This is a genomic window from Pseudoxanthomonas sp. X-1 (genome assembly GCF_020042665.1).
Classification (GTDB): domain Bacteria; phylum Pseudomonadota; class Gammaproteobacteria; order Xanthomonadales; family Xanthomonadaceae; genus Pseudoxanthomonas_A; species Pseudoxanthomonas_A spadix_A.
This window is the reverse complement of the sequence record NZ_CP083376.1, coordinates 449,059-465,000: the sequence shown is the minus strand read 5'-3', so window position 1 is coordinate 465,000 and position 15,942 is coordinate 449,059. Positions and strand designations below refer to the sequence as shown.

15 protein-coding genes are annotated in these 15,942 nt (G+C 70.5%); 9 read left to right on the top strand and 6 right to left on the bottom strand.

Annotated features, from left to right (window positions below; translation table 11 throughout):
• Positions 1-79 precede the first annotated feature (79 nt).
• Together LAJ50_RS02035 and LAJ50_RS02030 are read left to right on the top strand one after the other, a co-directional pair.
• The gene (locus tag LAJ50_RS02035; RefSeq protein WP_130553204.1) at positions 80-1,537 is read left to right on the top strand and encodes a peptidoglycan DD-metalloendopeptidase family protein; all 1,458 of its coding nucleotides are present in this window, start codon (positions 80-82) and stop codon (positions 1,535-1,537) included.
• A 32-nt stretch (positions 1,538-1,569) separates the two neighbouring features.
• Complete coding sequence (locus LAJ50_RS02030; protein ID WP_255469360.1) at positions 1,570-2,688, top strand: anhydro-N-acetylmuramic acid kinase; 1,119 nt, start codon at positions 1,570-1,572, stop codon at positions 2,686-2,688.
• A gap of 58 nt (positions 2,689-2,746) precedes the next feature.
• Here LAJ50_RS02030 and LAJ50_RS02025 read toward each other — a convergent pair whose 3' ends face one another.
• From LAJ50_RS02025 to LAJ50_RS02015, 3 genes are read right to left on the bottom strand one after another with little or no spacing between them, the layout of a single operon-like run.
• Entirely contained in the window at positions 2,747-2,977 is a 231-nt protein-coding gene (locus LAJ50_RS02025; protein WP_130553205.1) for a hypothetical protein, read from the bottom strand.
• A complete protein-coding gene (locus LAJ50_RS02020; RefSeq protein ID WP_138652612.1) occupies positions 2,955-4,292 on the bottom strand; it encodes an MFS transporter in 1,338 nt (445 codons plus the stop codon). Before LAJ50_RS02020 ends, LAJ50_RS02025 begins: the two co-directional genes overlap by 23 nt.
• The gene (locus LAJ50_RS02015; RefSeq protein WP_138652696.1) at positions 4,289-5,089 is read right to left on the bottom strand and encodes an exodeoxyribonuclease III; all 801 of its coding nucleotides are present in this window, start codon (positions 5,087-5,089) and stop codon (positions 4,289-4,291) included. The genes LAJ50_RS02020 and LAJ50_RS02015 overlap by 4 nt, the downstream gene beginning before the upstream one ends.
• A gap of 103 nt (positions 5,090-5,192) precedes the next feature.
• Between LAJ50_RS02015 and pyrE the strand changes: the two genes are divergently transcribed.
• Both pyrE and LAJ50_RS02005 read left to right on the top strand, forming a co-directional pair.
• Positions 5,193-5,849, top strand: a complete 657-nt coding sequence (pyrE, locus tag LAJ50_RS02010) for an orotate phosphoribosyltransferase (RefSeq protein WP_130551071.1) — start codon at positions 5,193-5,195, stop codon at positions 5,847-5,849.
• Between the two features lie 26 nt (positions 5,850-5,875).
• A complete protein-coding gene (locus LAJ50_RS02005; protein WP_224096437.1) occupies positions 5,876-6,529 on the top strand; it encodes a hypothetical protein in 654 nt (217 codons plus the stop codon).
• Between the two features lie 251 nt (positions 6,530-6,780).
• Here the strand turns inward: LAJ50_RS02005 and LAJ50_RS02000 are convergent, their stop codons facing one another.
• The 3 genes from LAJ50_RS02000 to coaBC are packed head-to-tail and all read right to left on the bottom strand — an operon-like array spanning position 6,781 to position 10,837.
• Complete coding sequence (locus tag LAJ50_RS02000; RefSeq protein ID WP_138652614.1) at positions 6,781-9,150, bottom strand: phosphomannomutase/phosphoglucomutase; 2,370 nt, start codon at positions 9,148-9,150, stop codon at positions 6,781-6,783.
• Between the two features lie 17 nt (positions 9,151-9,167).
• On the bottom strand, positions 9,168-9,626 hold the full coding sequence (dut, locus tag LAJ50_RS01995) for a dUTP diphosphatase (protein WP_138652616.1): 459 nt from the start codon (positions 9,624-9,626) through the stop codon (positions 9,168-9,170).
• The gene (gene coaBC, locus LAJ50_RS01990; RefSeq protein ID WP_138652618.1) at positions 9,623-10,837 is read right to left on the bottom strand and encodes a bifunctional phosphopantothenoylcysteine decarboxylase/phosphopantothenate--cysteine ligase CoaBC; all 1,215 of its coding nucleotides are present in this window, start codon (positions 10,835-10,837) and stop codon (positions 9,623-9,625) included. Before coaBC ends, dut begins: the two co-directional genes overlap by 4 nt.
• A 140-nt stretch (positions 10,838-10,977) precedes the next feature.
• Between coaBC and radC the strand changes: the two genes are divergently transcribed.
• The 5 genes from radC to LAJ50_RS01965 all read left to right on the top strand — a co-directional run bounded on the left by radC (position 10,978) and on the right by LAJ50_RS01965 (position 15,925).
• Positions 10,978-11,652: a DNA repair protein RadC gene (gene radC, locus LAJ50_RS01985; RefSeq protein ID WP_130551075.1), complete on the top strand. Its 675-nt coding sequence runs from the start codon at positions 10,978-10,980 to the stop codon at positions 11,650-11,652.
• Positions 11,653-11,748: 96 nt separating this feature from the next.
• The gene (gene argS / locus LAJ50_RS01980; protein WP_130551076.1) at positions 11,749-13,440 is read left to right on the top strand and encodes an arginine--tRNA ligase; all 1,692 of its coding nucleotides are present in this window, start codon (positions 11,749-11,751) and stop codon (positions 13,438-13,440) included.
• A 27-nt stretch (positions 13,441-13,467) separates the two neighbouring features.
• Positions 13,468-14,280, top strand: coding sequence for an SPOR domain-containing protein (locus LAJ50_RS01975; protein WP_130551077.1), 813 nt, complete (start codon positions 13,468-13,470; stop codon positions 14,278-14,280).
• Entirely contained in the window at positions 14,277-14,726 is a 450-nt protein-coding gene (locus LAJ50_RS01970) for a hypothetical protein (RefSeq protein WP_130551078.1), read from the top strand. The genes LAJ50_RS01975 and LAJ50_RS01970 overlap by 4 nt, the downstream gene beginning before the upstream one ends.
• On the top strand, positions 14,723-15,925 hold the full coding sequence (locus LAJ50_RS01965) for a dienelactone hydrolase (RefSeq protein ID WP_138652620.1): 1,203 nt from the start codon (positions 14,723-14,725) through the stop codon (positions 15,923-15,925). The genes LAJ50_RS01970 and LAJ50_RS01965 overlap by 4 nt, the downstream gene beginning before the upstream one ends.
• Positions 15,926-15,942: the final 17 nt, after the last annotated feature.

The following is a 15,942-nucleotide window of genomic DNA, read 5'->3' as shown; positions in this document are numbered from 1 at the left end:
AACGGTTTGACCTGCTCCCCATGCCTGACTATGGTAGCCCGATTGGGCCTTCCGCTTGGGCCCCAGGGTGAAGACATCGATGCAGACGCACGGGGACGGCAGCCGCCGCAAGCAACGCTTTCGCGAACGACTGGACGTCCTTCGAGAGTCCGCCCTCCACCGCCAGCTCGCCCAGCACCTGCCCCAGGGGCGGTGGACGCGGCGACAGTGGATCCACGCTTCGCTGTTCACCACCATCGGCATCATGGTGGCCACGATCGTGCCGGGTTTCTCCAGCGTGGTGCAGCCGCAGCTCAAGCCGCTGGCCACCGTGCCGCTGGCGCTGCCGGAGGCCGATGCGCAGGCCGCTTCGGGCGCGGCGCGCGACAACTGGCAGACGGTGAACGTCCGCCCGGGCCAGACGCTGAGCGCGATCTTCGAGGAGATGGGCGTGCCGGCCGCCACCCTGCAGCGGGTGATGGACAACAAGACCGCGGCGGCCGAGCTGCGCCGGCTGCATCCGGGCGATGAGATCGCCTTCGACATCCCCGCCGAGGGCGTGCTCAAGGCGCTGCGCTACGACCGCGACATGGCCTCGCGCGTGCAGTTGGACATCGGCGAGCAGGCGGTCACCGAGCGGGTGATCAAGCGCGAGGTCAGCGTGCGCACCGCCGTGCTGAGCGGCAAGGTCGGCGGTTCGCTGATCCGTTCGGCGCGCAAGGCCGGGTTGACGGCGGCCAACATCAACGCGCTGACCGACGAGATCTTCAAGTACGACATCGACTTCAACTCCGACCTGGAAGCCGACGACCGCTTCAGCGTGGTGGTCGAGCAGACCTGGCGCGAGGGCCAGCTGGTGGCCACCGGCCCGGTCCAGGCGGCGACCTTCACCGTGGACGGCAAGCTGCATTCGGGCTTCCGCTTCGCCCGCCCGGGCGGGCAGCCAGAGTACTTCACCGCCAGCGGCAAGCCGCTCAAGCGCAGCTTCATCCGCATGCCGATCCCGTATGCACGGCTGAGCTCGACCTTCGGCGCGCGCCATCACCCGATCCTGGGCACGATGCGCATGCACCAGGGCGTGGACTACGCGGCGGCCACCGGCACGCCGATCATGGCCGCGGGCGACGCGCGCGTGCAGTTCGCCGGCCAGCAGCGCGGCTACGGCAACGTGGTGATCCTGGACCACGGCCAGGGCCGCACCACGCTGTACGGGCACATGTCGCGCTTCGCCAAGATCAAGACCGGCCAGCGCATCGCACAGGGCACGGTGATCGGCTACGTCGGCTCCACCGGCATGGCCACCGGGCCGCACCTGCATTACGAATTCCGTGTCAACGGCGTGCACCGCAACCCGCTGAAGGTGACGCTGCCGCCGCCCGAGCCGCTGTCGGGTACGGTGCTGGCGCAGTTCAAGACCCAGACCTCCAGCGCACTGGCGCGCATCCACACGGTGGAAAGCGCGATCTACGCCGACGCCTCGCCGGCCACCGCGCCGCAGCCGCAGGCGACGCTGGCCCAGGCGCTGGAGGCGTCGCGCAAGCGGCCGAGCCGCCAGTGACCCCGCCCGCCGCAGCGCGCGCCGGCGGACCGCTGGCACGCAAGCCGGCGCTGGGCGATCTCTACCTGGGGATGATCTCCGGCACCAGCGCCGACGGCATCGACGTGGCGCTGGTGCGCTTCGACCCCGAGCCGCAGTTGCTGATGGGCCGCACCTACCGCTGGGACGACGCGCTGCGCGCGCGCCTGATCGAGCTGGGCCAGGGCGGCGAGGCGACCTCGCTGGACGAACTGGGCGAACTAGACGTGCAGGTCGCCCTGGCCTTCGCCCACGCGGCCGGCCGCCTGATCACCCAGTCCGGCCTGGACCGCGCCCTGGTGCGAGCGATCGGCTCGCACGGGCAGACGGTGCGCCACCGGCCCGAGGGGACTTTTCCCTTCACCTGGCAGATGGGCGACGGCAACGTCATCGCTGAGCGCACCGGCATCCCGACCGTGGCCGACTTCCGGCGGCGCGACGTCGCCGCCGGCGGCCATGGCGCACCGCTGATGCCGGCCTTCCACGCCGCGATGCTGCACGACCCGGGCGAAGACCGCGCGGTGCTCAACCTGGGCGGCATCGGCAACCTGACCCTGCTGCCGGGCAGCGGCCCGGTGCGCGGCTTCGATACCGGCCCGGCCAATGCGCTGCTGGACGCTTGGTGCGAGCGCCACACCGGCATGGCCTTCGATGCCGGCGGCGCCTTCGCCGCGACCGGCAAACCCGATGAAGCGCTGCTGGCGCGGCTGCTGGACGAGCCGTGGTTCGCGCAACCGCCGCCGAAGAGCACCGGCCGCGAGCAGTTCCACCTGTCCTGGGTCGAAGACGAGCTCGGCGGCGCGGCGCTGGCGCCGGCCGACGTGCAGGCCACCCTGGTCGAACTCAGCGCGGTCACCGTGGCCGACGCGCTGCGCGCGACCCAGCCCGGCACCGCGCGGGTGATGGTCTGCGGCGGCGGCGTGCACAACCCGGTGCTGATGCAGCGCCTGGCGGCGCGGCTGCCGGGCGTGGTGGTCGAATCCACCGAGGCGCACGGCCTGCATCCAGATTACGTCGAGGCCATGGGCTTCGCCTGGCTGGCGCGCGAGACCCTGGCCGGGCGCCCGGGCAACCTGCCCAGCGTCAGCGGCGCCAAGGGCCTGCGCGTGCTCGGCGCGCTGTATCCGGCCTGATCGCGCCGGATCTGCGGGAAGCCGCAGCGCCGGAATCGCCCTGAGCGCGGACGCGCGGCTAGGACGTCGGACCGCCGTGCGGCACCGCACGCAGCGCCGCGATGGCCTCGGACAGGACGGCGACCTCCGGGTCGCTGAAACCGTTGCGCACCTCGGCCTCGACCGCGAACAGGCCGTGCTCGAGCAGGCGACTGATGGTCTCCTCGGTGCTCCAGCCGCGCGCCTCGGCGACGCGGCGGATGCGGTCGGTCAGGATCGGATCGAGGTCACGGATGAGCAGGTCGGTCATGGTCGGGCGCGGCCACTGTCCTGGAAGGCTCCTTGATACGACGCCACAGCCAGGCAAGCAAGGCCAGCGTGGGAATGACAGTCAGCGCGCTCAGGCTGAAGAAGGTGGAGTAGGAGGTGGCTTCCACGATGTAGCCCGAGATCCCGCCCACGAACTTGCCCGGCAGGTTGGCCAGCGACACCAGCAGCGCGTACTGGGTCGCGGTGAAGTTGCGGTCGGTCAGCGAGGACATGAAGGCCACCAGCACCGTGCCGGCGAAGCCCTGGGAGATGTTGTCGGCGCTCAGCGCCGCGTAGAACGCCCACAGCTGGCCGGGATGCTGGGCCATCAGCAGGAAGGCCAGGTTGGACAGCGCAACCGCCAGCGCGGCCAGCAGCAGCATGCGCCGGAAGCCGAACGCGGCCACCGCCATGCCGCCGCCGAAGGCGCCGACGATGCTCATCCAGATGCCGAACAGCTTGGACACCGTGGCAATGTCGGACTTGGTGAAGCCCGAGTCCAGGTAGAACGGTCCGGCCATGACGCCGATCACCTGGTCGGGGAACTTGAACAGCCCGACGAACAGCAGCAGCGCCAGCGCCAGCTTCAAGCCGTTGGTGGTGAAGAAGCCGACGATCGGCTGCCAGAAGGCGCCGAAGAAGTCGATCCGCCGCACCACCGTGGCCTCCGGCCGCACCGGCTCGCGGCTGACCAGCGTGGTGACGATGGGCACCAGCATCAGCGCGGCCATGCAGAAGTAGGCGACCTTCCAGTTCTCGAACTCGGCCATGTACAGCGCGCCGGCGCCGCCGACGATCAGCGCGATGCGATAGCCCAGGATGTAGGTCGCCGCCAGCGCGGCCTGCGCGCTCTCCGGGGCGATCTCGATGCGGTAGGCATCGACCACCGCGTCCTGGGTGGCGCCGGCGAAGGAGCCCACCAGCACCCAGGTCACCAGCCCGGCCACGCCCAGTTCCGGCCGCATGGCACCGAGTGCGAACAGGCTGGCCGCGACCAGCACCTGCGCGGCCAGCAGCCACGAGCGCCGCCGCCCCAGTCCCGACAGCAGCGGCAAGGCGTAGCGGTCGATCAGCGGTGCCCACACGAACTTGAGCAGATAGAAGAAGCTCGCCAGGCTGATCAGCCCGATCTCGCCCAACTGCAGGCCGACATCGCGCAGGCGCGTGGACAGGGTCTGCGAGGCGATCAGCAGAAACGGCAGTCCACTGCCGAAGCCCAGCAGCGCCATGGTCAGCGCCGAGGGCGTGGCGAACGCGGCCCTGATCCCGCGCCAGCCCTTGTAGGACACCGGCCGGTCGCCGGATGCGGTGCTCACCGGGCGTAGTCCACGGTGAACGGCGCATGGTCGGAGAAGCGCTGCTCGCGGTAGATCGCGCAGCCGCGCAGGCGATCGCGCAAGCCGGGGGTGGCGAACTGGTAATCGATGCGCCACCCCACGTTGTTGGCGCGCGCCGCGCCGCGGTTGGACCACCAGGTGTAGTCCTGCCCTTCCGGATGCAGCACGCGGTAGGCATCGACCCAGCCGCGGCCTGCGGGCACATCGGCCTGTGCGCCGTCGTCGGCGCACAGGCCGTTGAGCCAGTCACGCTCGGGCGGCAGGCAGCCGGAGTTCTTCTGGTTGCTGGTCCAGTTGCGGATGTCCAGCCGGGTGCGCACGATGTTCCAGTCCCCGCACAGGACGTAGTCGCGGCCGCTGGCCAGCCACTGGTCCAGGATCGGCTTGAGCCATTCCATGACCCGGAACTTGTAGCCCTGGCGCAGCTCGCCCGAGGAGCCGGAGGGGATGTAGAAGGACACCACGCTCAGGTTGCCGAATCGCGCCTCCAGGTAGCGCCCCTCCTCGTCGAATTCCGGCCAGCCCAGGCTGGTGCGGATCTCGTCGGGCTCGACCTTGCTGTAGATCGCGACGCCCGAATAGCCCTTCTTGGTGGTCGCGTCGCGAAAGTAGGCCTTGTAGCCAGGCGGCAGGAACTCCGGTCCCGCCAGCTGGTGTTCCTGGGCCTTGGTTTCCTGCACGCACAGCACGTCGGCGTCCTGCCCCGCGAACCACTCGAAAAACCCTTTGGACGCGGCCGAGCGCAGGCCGTTGGCATTGAAGCTGATGATGCGCATGAAGTTGGAGCCGAAGACAGAAGCGAGTCGCAAGCATACCGCCCGATCCGGGCGCCGCCGCCTGCTACCCTTTGCCGGTCCCCATCCGTCCACGACGCCGCCCATGTCCAACCACCGTGCGCGCTTTCTCCAGCTGGCCCTGCACGCCAACGCGCTGCGCTTCGGCGAGTTCACCCTCAAGTCCGGCCGCCTGAGCCCCTACTTCTTCAACGCCGGACGCTTCGACAGCGGCGCGGCGCTGGCCGAACTGGCCACCTGCTACGCCGATGCGATCGAGGAGGCCGGGGTATCGTTCGACCTGCTGTTCGGCCCGGCCTACAAGGGCATCCCGTTGGCCACCGCGCTGGGCATGGAATTCGCCCGCCGCGGCCGCGACCTGCCGCTGGCCTTCAACCGCAAGGAAGCCAAGGACCACGGCGAGGGCGGCATGCTGATCGGCGCGCCGCTGGACGAGCGCCGGGTGCTGATCGTGGACGACGTGATCACCGCCGGCACCGCCATCCGCGAGGCACTGGGCCTGATCACCGCCGCCGGCGGCGTGCCGGCCGGGATCGTGGTGGCGCTGGACCGCCAGGAGATCCTCGGCGAGGAAGGCCAGCGCCTCTCGGCCGCCCAGCGCGTGGCCGCCGAGACCGGGGTGCCGGTGATCGCGGTGGCCAGCCTGCACGACCTGCTTGCATTCGCCGGGGAAAATGCGGAACTTGTGGGCCACCGCGAGCAGCTGCTGGCCTACCGGGCCCGTTACGGCAGCGCCGCGTAATCGCCACTGGCAGCAAGGGGGCTGTCATGACCAGGACCAGGTTCGCCGCGATGCTGATGCTGCCGCTGGCCGCGGCGGCGCTGACGGCGGGCGCGCAGGATGCGCCCAAGGCCAAGAAGCTCTACTGCTGGAACGACCCCAAGAGCGGCCGCACCTGCTCCGATGCGCTGCCGCCGGAACAGGTCAACAGCGCGCGCGACGAATTCAGCGCCAGCAGCGGCGCGCGCACCGGGGCGGTCGGCCAGGCGCTGACCGCCGAGCAGCGCGCCGACCTGGCCGCCGCGGCCGCCCAGGCGCAGGCCGACCAGGCCGCCCAGGACACGCGCAGGCGCACCGAGCAGGCGATGCTGCTGTCCTACGCCTCCGAAGACGAACTCAAGCGCGTGTTCACCGAGCGCACCACGCTGATCGAGAACAACGTGCAGACCGCGCGCTACAACCTGACCAGCATGCGCGAGGCGCTGGTGGGCAAGCTGCAGCAGGCCGGTGGCGCCGAACTGGCCGGTCGCAAGGTCGAGGCCAAGCTGGCCGAGGACATCCGCCAGCGCCATACCGATCTGCTGCGCCAGCAGGCGCTGTTGAGCAGCTTCGAGCAGCAGCGCACGCAGCTGGGTGCCGAGGTGGAGGACACCTTGCGGCGCTACCGCGACATGAAGGCCAGCGCTGCCGCCAACGGCTGAGGTGGTGCGGTAGCCGGGCCCCTGTGCGGAACTCGCTTCGCGAGCCAGCCGCAGGCTGGCGTGGCCGGCCCCACGCTGCTGGATGCCCCAAGGCCTGACAATGTTGCGGGAGCCGCCCGTGCCTTTTACCGGTAGAGCCTCATCGTCCCCCATTGGCCGAAAAGGCCACAAGGGCGGCTCACACGATGTCGTTGCCGCGCCGGCGACCTTGGCCTGCCCGAGCCCGCTCGGGTTTCGCGACAGTGCGGGCCTCAGAAGCGGGGCTTGAGCTCCGGCGCCACCGCCTGCAGCTGGCTGCGGAACGCGCTGCGGATGCGCTCCAGCGCGGTCGCGTCGTCGGCCTCGAAGCGCAGCACCAGCACCGGGGTGGTGTTGGAGGCACGCACCAGCCCCCAGCCGTCGTCCCAGTCGGCGCGCAGGCCGTCGATGGTGGACAGGCGCGCGCCATCGAACCGCGCCGCCGCCACGAACGCCTGCACGATGGCGTGCGCGTTGCCGGCCGGTACCTCGACCTTGATCTCCGGCGTGGACACGCCGTCGGGCAGCGCGTCGAGGATCTCGCTGGGCGTCTGGTCGTCGCGCGCGGCCAGGATCTCCAGCAGGCGCGCGGCGGCATACAGGCCGTCGTCGAAGCCGTACCAGCGCTCCTGGAAGAAGAAGTGCCCGCTCATCTCGCCGGCCAGTTCCGCGCCGGTCTCGCGCATCTTGGCCTTGATCAGCGAATGCCCGGTCTGCCACATCATCGGCGTGCCGCCGTTGCGCAGCGTCCAGCCCTGCAGCTTGCCGGTGCACTTGACGTCGTAGATCACCATGGCGCCGGGGTTGCGTTCGAGCACGTCGGCGGCGAACAGCATCAACAGGCGGTCAGGAAAGATGACGTGGCCATCCCGGGTGACCACGCCCAGCCGGTCGCCGTCGCCGTCGAAGGCCAGGCCCAGGTCGGCCTCGAAGCGCTTCACCGTCGAAGCCAGGTCGAGCAGGTTGTCCGGCTCGCTGGGATCGGGGTGATGGTTGGGGAAGGTGCCGTCGATGTCGCAGTACAGCGGCACGACCTCGGCGCCGATGGCCTCCAGCAGCACCGGGGCGATCTCGCCGGCCACGCCGTTGCCGGCATCGACCACGACCTTGAGCGGACGCGCCAGCTGCACGTCGCCGGCGATGCGCTGGACGTAGTCCTCGGCGATCTCGCGCTGGGTCAGGCCGCCGCGTTCGGCGCTGTGCAGGCGCCCTTCGCTGACGCGGGTGTAGAGGTCGGTGATGGTGGCGCCGGACAGCGTCTCGCCCCCGACCACGATCTTGAAGCCGTTGTAGTCCGGTGGATTGTGGCTGCCGGTGACCGCCACGCAGGTGCCGGTGCGCAGCTGGAAGGCGGCGAAGTACGCCACGGGCGTGGGCACCATGCCGATGTCGATGACGTCGCGGCCGGCCTTGCGCAGGCCCTCGATCAGGCCGGTGGACAGCTCCGGGCCGGACAGGCGGCCGTCGCGCGCGACGACCACTTCGGTCAGGCCCTGCTCGGCCATCACCGAGCCGATCGCCTGGCCGATCAGCTCGGCCACCGGCACGCTCAACGTCTTGCCGACCACGCCGCGGATGTCGTACGCCCGGAAGATGCCCGGGTCCACGGCCACGCCGCGCACCAGTCTGGCGGCGGGCGCGGCGGCCGGGTCGGTGGCCTCGACCGGCGTGTCGGTGTCGGTCGCCTCGGGATCGGCCTCGTCCGCCGCCCTGGCCGCCGCGGCGGCGCGCTGGGACTGCACGGCCTCGCTCAGGGTCAGGCCGTCTTCGGCAGCCTCCTCGTCCTTGCCGCGGCGCAGCTCGGGCACCTTGAGCTTGACCTTGCCGGTGGACAACGCGGCCACCAGCGCCGCCAGCACCAGCAGCAGCGCGGCCACGATGGCGCAGGGCAGCGTGCCCAGGCCCAGCGGCTCCTCGCTCCCGTCGGGGACGGCGGCCACCACGCGCAGGCCGGTCTCTCCGACCGGGCGCGAGAGCGCGTCGGCGACGCCGGACAGCCCTGCGTCACCGACCTCGCGCAGCGTGAAGCCGCCCTGGCGCAGGCCCAGGTAGGCGCCGGCGACCTGGGCGCCATCGACCGGGCCGGTCAGCAGCGCCACCGGCAGGCGCACGTAGAGCAGGCGCGACTGCACCGGCACGGCCAGCGCCAGGCCGGTGTCCTTGCCGTCGCGCACCGCGCCGACGATCGCGCCCTTGGCCTGCTGCGCGGCTTCCAGCAGCGCCAGCTTGCTGTAGCCGAAGGTCTCGGCATCGGCGTAGGCGGCCTGGAGGTCGGCCGGCAGCAGGTCGACGGCCTCCACTTCCGGCCAGCCGGCCTTGATCGCCGCGCCGACCGCGGCGGTGTCATCGGCGCTCACCGCCGCCTGGAAGGCGGGCGTGGCCACGCGCTGGTCCAGCCGCGCGGTCTGCGTCTGCAGGTTCTGCTGCAGGCCCTGCACGGCGGCATCGCGCGCCTGCAGCAGCGCGTCGCGGCGCGCACCTTCCTGGTAGAGCACCCAGGCGTTCCAGCCGAACCATGCGGCCAGCAGCACCAGCAGGCCGGACAGCAGCAACACGTGTTTGCCGCCGCCCGTCTTCACGGTCCCTCGTTTGAATCCAGCCATGCGACGCTTCGCCCCTGTCAGCGGACGCCCGTGTGGCCGAAGCCCCCTTCTCCACGCGCGCTTTCCACGAAAGTATCCACGATCTTCAACGCTACGCGCGCGATGGGCAACACCACCAGTTGGGCGACCCGGTCGCCGGGCTGGATCGCGAAGGCCTCGCTGCTGCGGTTCCACAGGCTGATCAGCAGCGGGCCCTGGTAGTCGGCATCGATCAGGCCGGTGCCGTTGCCGAGCACGATGCCGTGGCGATGGCCCAGGCCCGAGCGCGGCAGCACCACGGCGCACAGGTTGGGATCGGCCAGGTGGATGGCGATGCCGCTGGGCACCAGCACCGTCTCGCCCGGCCCCAGGGTGAGGGGGGTCTCCAGCGCCGCGCGCAGATCCAGCCCGGCGCTGGCCGGGGTGGCGTAGGCCGGCAGCGGCCAGGTCTCGCCGAAGCGCGGGTCCAGCAGTTTGACTTCCATCGGCAGGCTCATGCGCGCAGGCGCTCCCCGATCAGGTCCACCAGCGCCTCGGCCAGCGCGGTCTTAGCCGCAGAGGGGAACTCGCGCTGGCCGTCCTTCCAGAACGCGGTCATCGCGTTGCTGTCGCTCTCGAAGCCCCCGTCGGGGATCCCGACCCGGTTGGCCACGACCATGTCCAGGCGCTTGGCGATGAGCTTGCCGCGCGCATATTCGGCCACGTTCTCGGTCTCGGCGGCGAAACCGACCACCAGCTTGAGCGGCTGCACCGAAGCGGCGACCTCGGCCAGGATGTCCGGCGTGCGCACCAGGTCCAGGGCCAGCGATTCGCTGGACTTCTTGATCTTGTTGGGCGCCGGCGCACGCGGGGTGTAGTCGGCGACCGCGGCGGCGCCGATGTAGACATCGGCCGGGAATGCGCCGAACACCGCCGCGCGCATCTGCGCGGCCGAGCGCACGTCCACGCGGGTGACGCCGGGCGGCGTGCCCAGGTTCACCGGGCCGGCGATCAGGGTGACCTTGGCCCCGCGCCTGGCGGCGGCCTGGGCCACGGCGAAGCCCATCTTGCCGCTGCTGCGGTTGCCCAGATAGCGCACCGGATCCAGGTCCTCATAGGTGGGACCGGCGCTGACGACCACGTGCAGCCCGGCCAGCGGGCCGTCGAGCGGGATGGCCGGCTGCGCCGCGCGGGCGAGCGCCGCGACGATCGCGTCGGGTTCGGTCAGGCGGCCGGGGCCGGACTCGCCCTCGGCCAGCGGGCCGTCCTCGGGCCCGACCACCTGCACCCCACGCGCACGCAGGGTGGCCAGGTTGGCCTGGGTGGCGGCGTGCTTCCACATGATGTGGTTCATCGCCGGGCACACGGTGATGGGCGCGGTGGTCGCCAGCGCCAGGGTGGTCACCAGGTCGTCGGCTAGGCCGTGGGCCAGGTGGGCCAGCAGGTCGGCGGTGGCCGGGGCGATCAGCACCCGGTCGGCCCAGCGCGCCAGTTCGATATGGCCCATCGAGGCCTCGGCGGCGCTGTCCCACAGGCTGGTGCGCGTGGGCTGCCCGGACAGGGCCTGGAAGCTCAGCGGGGTGACGAACTGCTGGGCGCCGGCGGTCATCGCCACCTGCACCTGTGCGCCGGCATCGCGCAGCCGGCGCACCAGTTCCAATGATTTATAGGCGGCAATGCCGCCGCCAACGCACAGCAGGATGCGTTGTCCTTCCAGGGCCTGGGCCACGTCAGAATTTTCCGAACCAGAACTAAGGCGACAGCTTACCCGACGCCCCTCCCGGGTCTGATAACCCCAGGGCATGAGCCTCGGGAACAATCGCCATGACGCCGCACGGAAGCGGCGCATTCCAAGCCAAGGAAGCATCCATGCACATCCGCGACTGGCCCGCCGAGGAACGTCCCCGCGAAAAGCTGATGGCGCGCGGCGCCGGCACGCTCTCCGACGCCGAACTTCTGGCGATCTTCCTCGGCTCGGGCCTGGCCGGACGCGACGCGGTCCGGACCGCGCGCGACCTGCTCGCCAGCCACGGCCCGCTGCGCGGCCTGCTCGACCACCCGCCCAAGGCGCTGGCCACCCTGCCCGGCCTGGGGCCGGCACGCGCCTGCCAGCTGGCCGCCGCGCTGGAGCTGGGCCAGCGCCACCTGGCCGCCGGCCTGGCGCGTGGGGAGGCGCTGACCAACCCGAACGCCGCCGGACGCTACTTCGCGCTGAAGCTGCGGGCCCGTACGCGGGAAGTGTTCGCGGCGCTCTTCCTGGATACGCGGCACCGGGCACTGGCCTTCGAGGAGCTGTTCGCCGGCAGCCTGAACGCCTCCGAGGTCCACCCGCGCGAGGTGATCAGGCGCGCACTGGCGCTCAACGCCGCGGCGGTGATCGTGGCCCACAACCACCCGTCCGGAAACCCGGAGCCGTCCGCCGCCGACCGCGCGGTCACCGAGCGGCTCAAGGAGGCCCTGGCGCTGGTGGACGTCCGTCTGCTGGACCACTTCGTGATCGGCGAAGGCGCGCCGGTCTCGCTGGCCGCACGCGGATGGGTATGAGGGGCGCGCGGCGAGGAGATCCACGCCGGTGCCGGCCGCGGGGCGGCTGTGGGCTAAAATGCCCGGTCCCGCGTGTCCCATCGAGCGAAAAGCCCCGTGAAATCCGACCTCCGTGCCCGCATCGCCCAGGGCATCGACGCCCTGCGCCAGGCCGGCACCCTGCCCGCCGAGACCGCCACCCCGGACTTCACCGTCGAGCGTCCCAAGACCCGCGAGCACGGCGATTTCGCCACCAATGCCGCGATGCTGCTGGCCAAGCCGGCGCGCAGCAATCCGCGCGCCCTGGCCCAGGCGCTGGTCGATGCGCTGTCGCCCAGCGCCGACATCGCCCGGATCGAGATCGCCGGCCCGGGCTTCATCAACTTCCACCTGACCAACGCCGCCTACCAGCGCCAGGCCGTGGCCGCCCTGACCCAGGGCGCGCAGTACGGCCGCAACACCTCCGGCGCCGGTCGCACGGTCGGCGTGGAATACGTCTCGGCCAATCCGACCGGCCCGCTGCACGTGGGCCACGGCCGCGCCGCGGTGATCGGCGACTGTCTGGCGCGCGTGCTGGCGGCCAACGGCTGGAACACCAGGCGCGAGTTCTACTACAACGACGCCGGCGTACAAATCGAGAACCTGGCCAAGTCCACCTACGCGCGCCTGCACGGCCTCAAGCCGGGCGACGCCGACTGGCCGGAAGCGGCCTACAACGGCGACTACATCGCCGACGTCGCCGCCGCCTATCTGCGCGGCGATGCCATCGAGATCGAAGGCCACACCATCACCGGCGCCAAGGACATCGAGGACCTCGATGCCATCCGCCGCTTCGCCGTGGCCTATCTGCGCCGCGAGCAGAACGCCGACCTGGCCGCCTTCGGCGTCGGCTTCGACGTGTACTTCCTGGAGAGCGCGCTCTACCGCGACGGCAAGGTCGAGGAGACCGTCGAGACACTGATCAGGTCCGGCCACACCTACGAGGAGGGCGGCGCGCTGTGGTTGAAGTCGACCGACTACGGCGACGACAAGGACCGCGTGATGCGCAAGTCCGATGGCACCTACACCTACTTCGTGCCGGACGTGGCCTATCACCTGTCCAAGTGGCAGCGCGGCTACGAGCGCGCGATCACCGAGCTGGGCGCCGACCACCACGGCTCGCTGGCGCGCGTGCGCGCCGGCCTGCAGGCGCTGGACTTGGGCATCCCCAAGGGCTGGCCCGAATACGTGCTGCACCAGATGGTCACGGTGATGCGCGGCGGGGAGGAAGTGAAACTGTCCAAGCGCGCCGGCAGCTACCTGACCCTGCGCGACCTGATCGAGGAAGCCGGCGCCGACGCCACGCGCTGGTTCCTGATCGCGCGCAAGCCCGATTCGCAGCTGACCTTCGACATCGACCTGGCGCGCGAGCAGAGCAAGGACAACCCGGTCTTCTACGTGCAGTACGCCCACGCGCGCGTGTGCAGCCTGCTGCGCCGCGTCGAGGAGAAAGGCTACGCGGCCTACGATCAGGACGCGGGCATCGCCGCGCTGCCCTCGCTGGAGGACGCGGCCTCGATCGCGCTGATGGTGGAGCTGTCGCGTTATCCGGAGGTGGTCGAGGCGGCCGGCGTTTCACTCGAGCCGCACGCCATCGCGCAATACCTGCGCGAACTGGCCTATGCTTTCCAGGCCTGGTACGACGGCGAACCGATCCTCATCGACGACGCCGATGCGCGCAACGCGCGCCTGGCGCTGGCCCTGGCGGTGCGCCAGGCCCTGGCCAACGGCCTGGACCTGCTGGGCGTGTCCGCGCCCGAGCGCATGTAAGACGACTTCCACGAGAACAAGCACAAGATGGCGGCACGACGCGGTAAATCCCAGGCCAAGCGCACCTCCGGCAACGGCACGCCCGGCTGGGTCTGGCTGATCGCCGGGCTGGTCCTCGGCGCGGCGGCGTTCTTCATCGTGCCGGACCTGATGAAGAAGGATGGCGAGACCTTCCTGCGGCCCAAGCCCAACCCCGACGCGCGGCCCGCACCGGTGAGCGAGGACGACAGCGCCACGCCGCCGGCCGCCACCGACACCGGTGCCGCGCCCGCGGCCACCGCCGAGACGGCCAAGAAGCCGCCCGAGCGTCCGACCCAGTACGACTTCTACACCCTGCTGCCGGGCCGCGAAGTGCAGATGTCCGACGCCGAACTGGCCGCCAGCGCGCGTGCCGAGGCCGACCGCAAGGCAAAGCTGGCCGCGCAGCAGGCCCGCGAGGACGCGGCCAAGAATGCCGGCCAGCCGCAGCCCGTCGCCGAGACCACGACCGCCGCGGCGCAGCAGCCCACGCCGCTGGACGAGATCACCAAGGTGCCCTCGGCCACGCCGACCCAGACCAGCGTCGCCCAGGCCGCCGCGTCCAACGCGGTGGCCAGCGCCGCCGGCGATGTCGCCTACATCCTGCAGGCCGGCAGCTTCAGCGCCTCCGGCGATGCCGAGGCGGTCAAGGCCAAGATCGCGATGCTGGGCCTGAGCGCGCGGGTGGAATCGGGCGACTCGGCCGGCAAGACCGTCTATCGCGTGCGCATGGGGCCCTACGCCACCGCCAGCGAACTGGCCGAGGCCAAGCAGAAGCTGGCCAGCGGCGGCCTGCCGGCGATGCCGATCAAGGCCCGGTGATCGCCCCGGCGACCCAGCGCGAGCGCCTGATCCTGGCGGCCGCGGTCGCCTTCACCGCCGATCTGCTCTTCGGCCTGCTGATCTGGCAGCTGTTGCCGGCCGGCTGGCGCGTGCTCGAACTGCGCGGCAACAGTTTCATCCAGCCCGCGCACTGCGTGGCCGGCGCCGTCAGCCTGCTGCTGGGGGGCTGGATCGGCGGGCGGCGCTTTCTGCCGATCGGCGTGGCGCTGGTGCTCGTCCTGCAGCTGCTGGCCATCGCGCTGCTGGTGCAGCTGGCCCACCAACACGCGCCGCAGCGCCCGCTATGGCTGACGACCCAGGACATCCTGGCCAGCAACGTGCTGGGCGCGGGCCTGCAACTGCTGGCCGCCGCGCTGGGTGCGCTGGCCGGCGCGGCGCTGCACGCGCGTCGCCCCTTGTTTCCCTCTCCTCAGGAATCCACATGACGACGATCCGGTCGCTGGCCACGTTGCTGGCGCTGTTATGCGGCGCCATCAGCTGCTGCCATGCGACAACGTCGGCGGAGCCTTCCGGTTTCCGGTTCCAGCAATCGCGTGGGCCTTACTCCGTCGGCCTGAAAGTCGTCGATCAATTCGATCGGAAGCGCGTCATGCCTGTCCTGGACGCGGATAAGCCGGCGCGGGATTCCCGCGGCCGCCCCTTGCAGACCCTGGTCTGGTATCCGGCCAAGGACGCGACCCGGGCCGCCATGACCGTCGGTGATTACGTCGCGTTGGCTGCCACGCAGTTCCACTTCGACATGCCGGATATGAAGAACCGCTGGGCGGCCTCGCATCTGTCCGAATCGGCCGACGTGCGGCTCTGGGCAGTCCGCAACGCCACGCTGGCCACCGGTCGATTCCCCGTCGTGATCTATTCCCCAAGCCAGTCATCGGTGGCCTGGGAAAATGCAGACCTGTGCGAATACCTGGCCAGCCACGGCTACGTGGTCATCGCCAGCCCCAGCATGGGTGCGACAACGTTCGATTCGGAAGACAACCTCGCCGATGTCAATGCGCAGGCAAGCGACATCACGTTCCTGCTTGACTATGCCGGGACGCTGCCGGATACGGACATGTCCGAACTGGCCGTGGTTGGCTGGAGCTGGGGCGGCCTGGCCAACCTGCTGGCCGCCGCCCGCGATCCTCGCATCGACGCGCTGACTGCCCTCGACGGCAGCATGCGCTACTACCCAGGGTTGATAAAAGCCGCGGGGGACGTACATCCGGAACAGATGCGGATCCCGCTCCTTTTTTTCACCGAGGGCGAGATCACACTGGAAGAGCTACCGGACTTCTATGCTCAAAATCCGTACGCCACCGGCCCCAGTGCGCTCAATGCCTGGGGCGGCAGCCGGATGATCGTGCGCATGTTCGGCATGCCGCACCCCGGATTCAGTTCGATGTTCCAGCGTCGCCAGACTGCGCAGAAGTTCGCCGAAAACCAAAAAGCCGATTACGATCGGGACGATGTCAACACCAGCTACGCCTGGATGGCGCGCTACACGCTGCAGTTCCTGGACGCGTTCCTCAAGCAGGACGCCGCGGCCAAGGCATTTCTCGAGAACACGCCTGCTGGCAACGGCGTACCTCGACACTTCATGTCCGTGGATTTTCGCGCGACTCCCAGCAACACCTCGCCATGACACCATGTGAGCGCGCT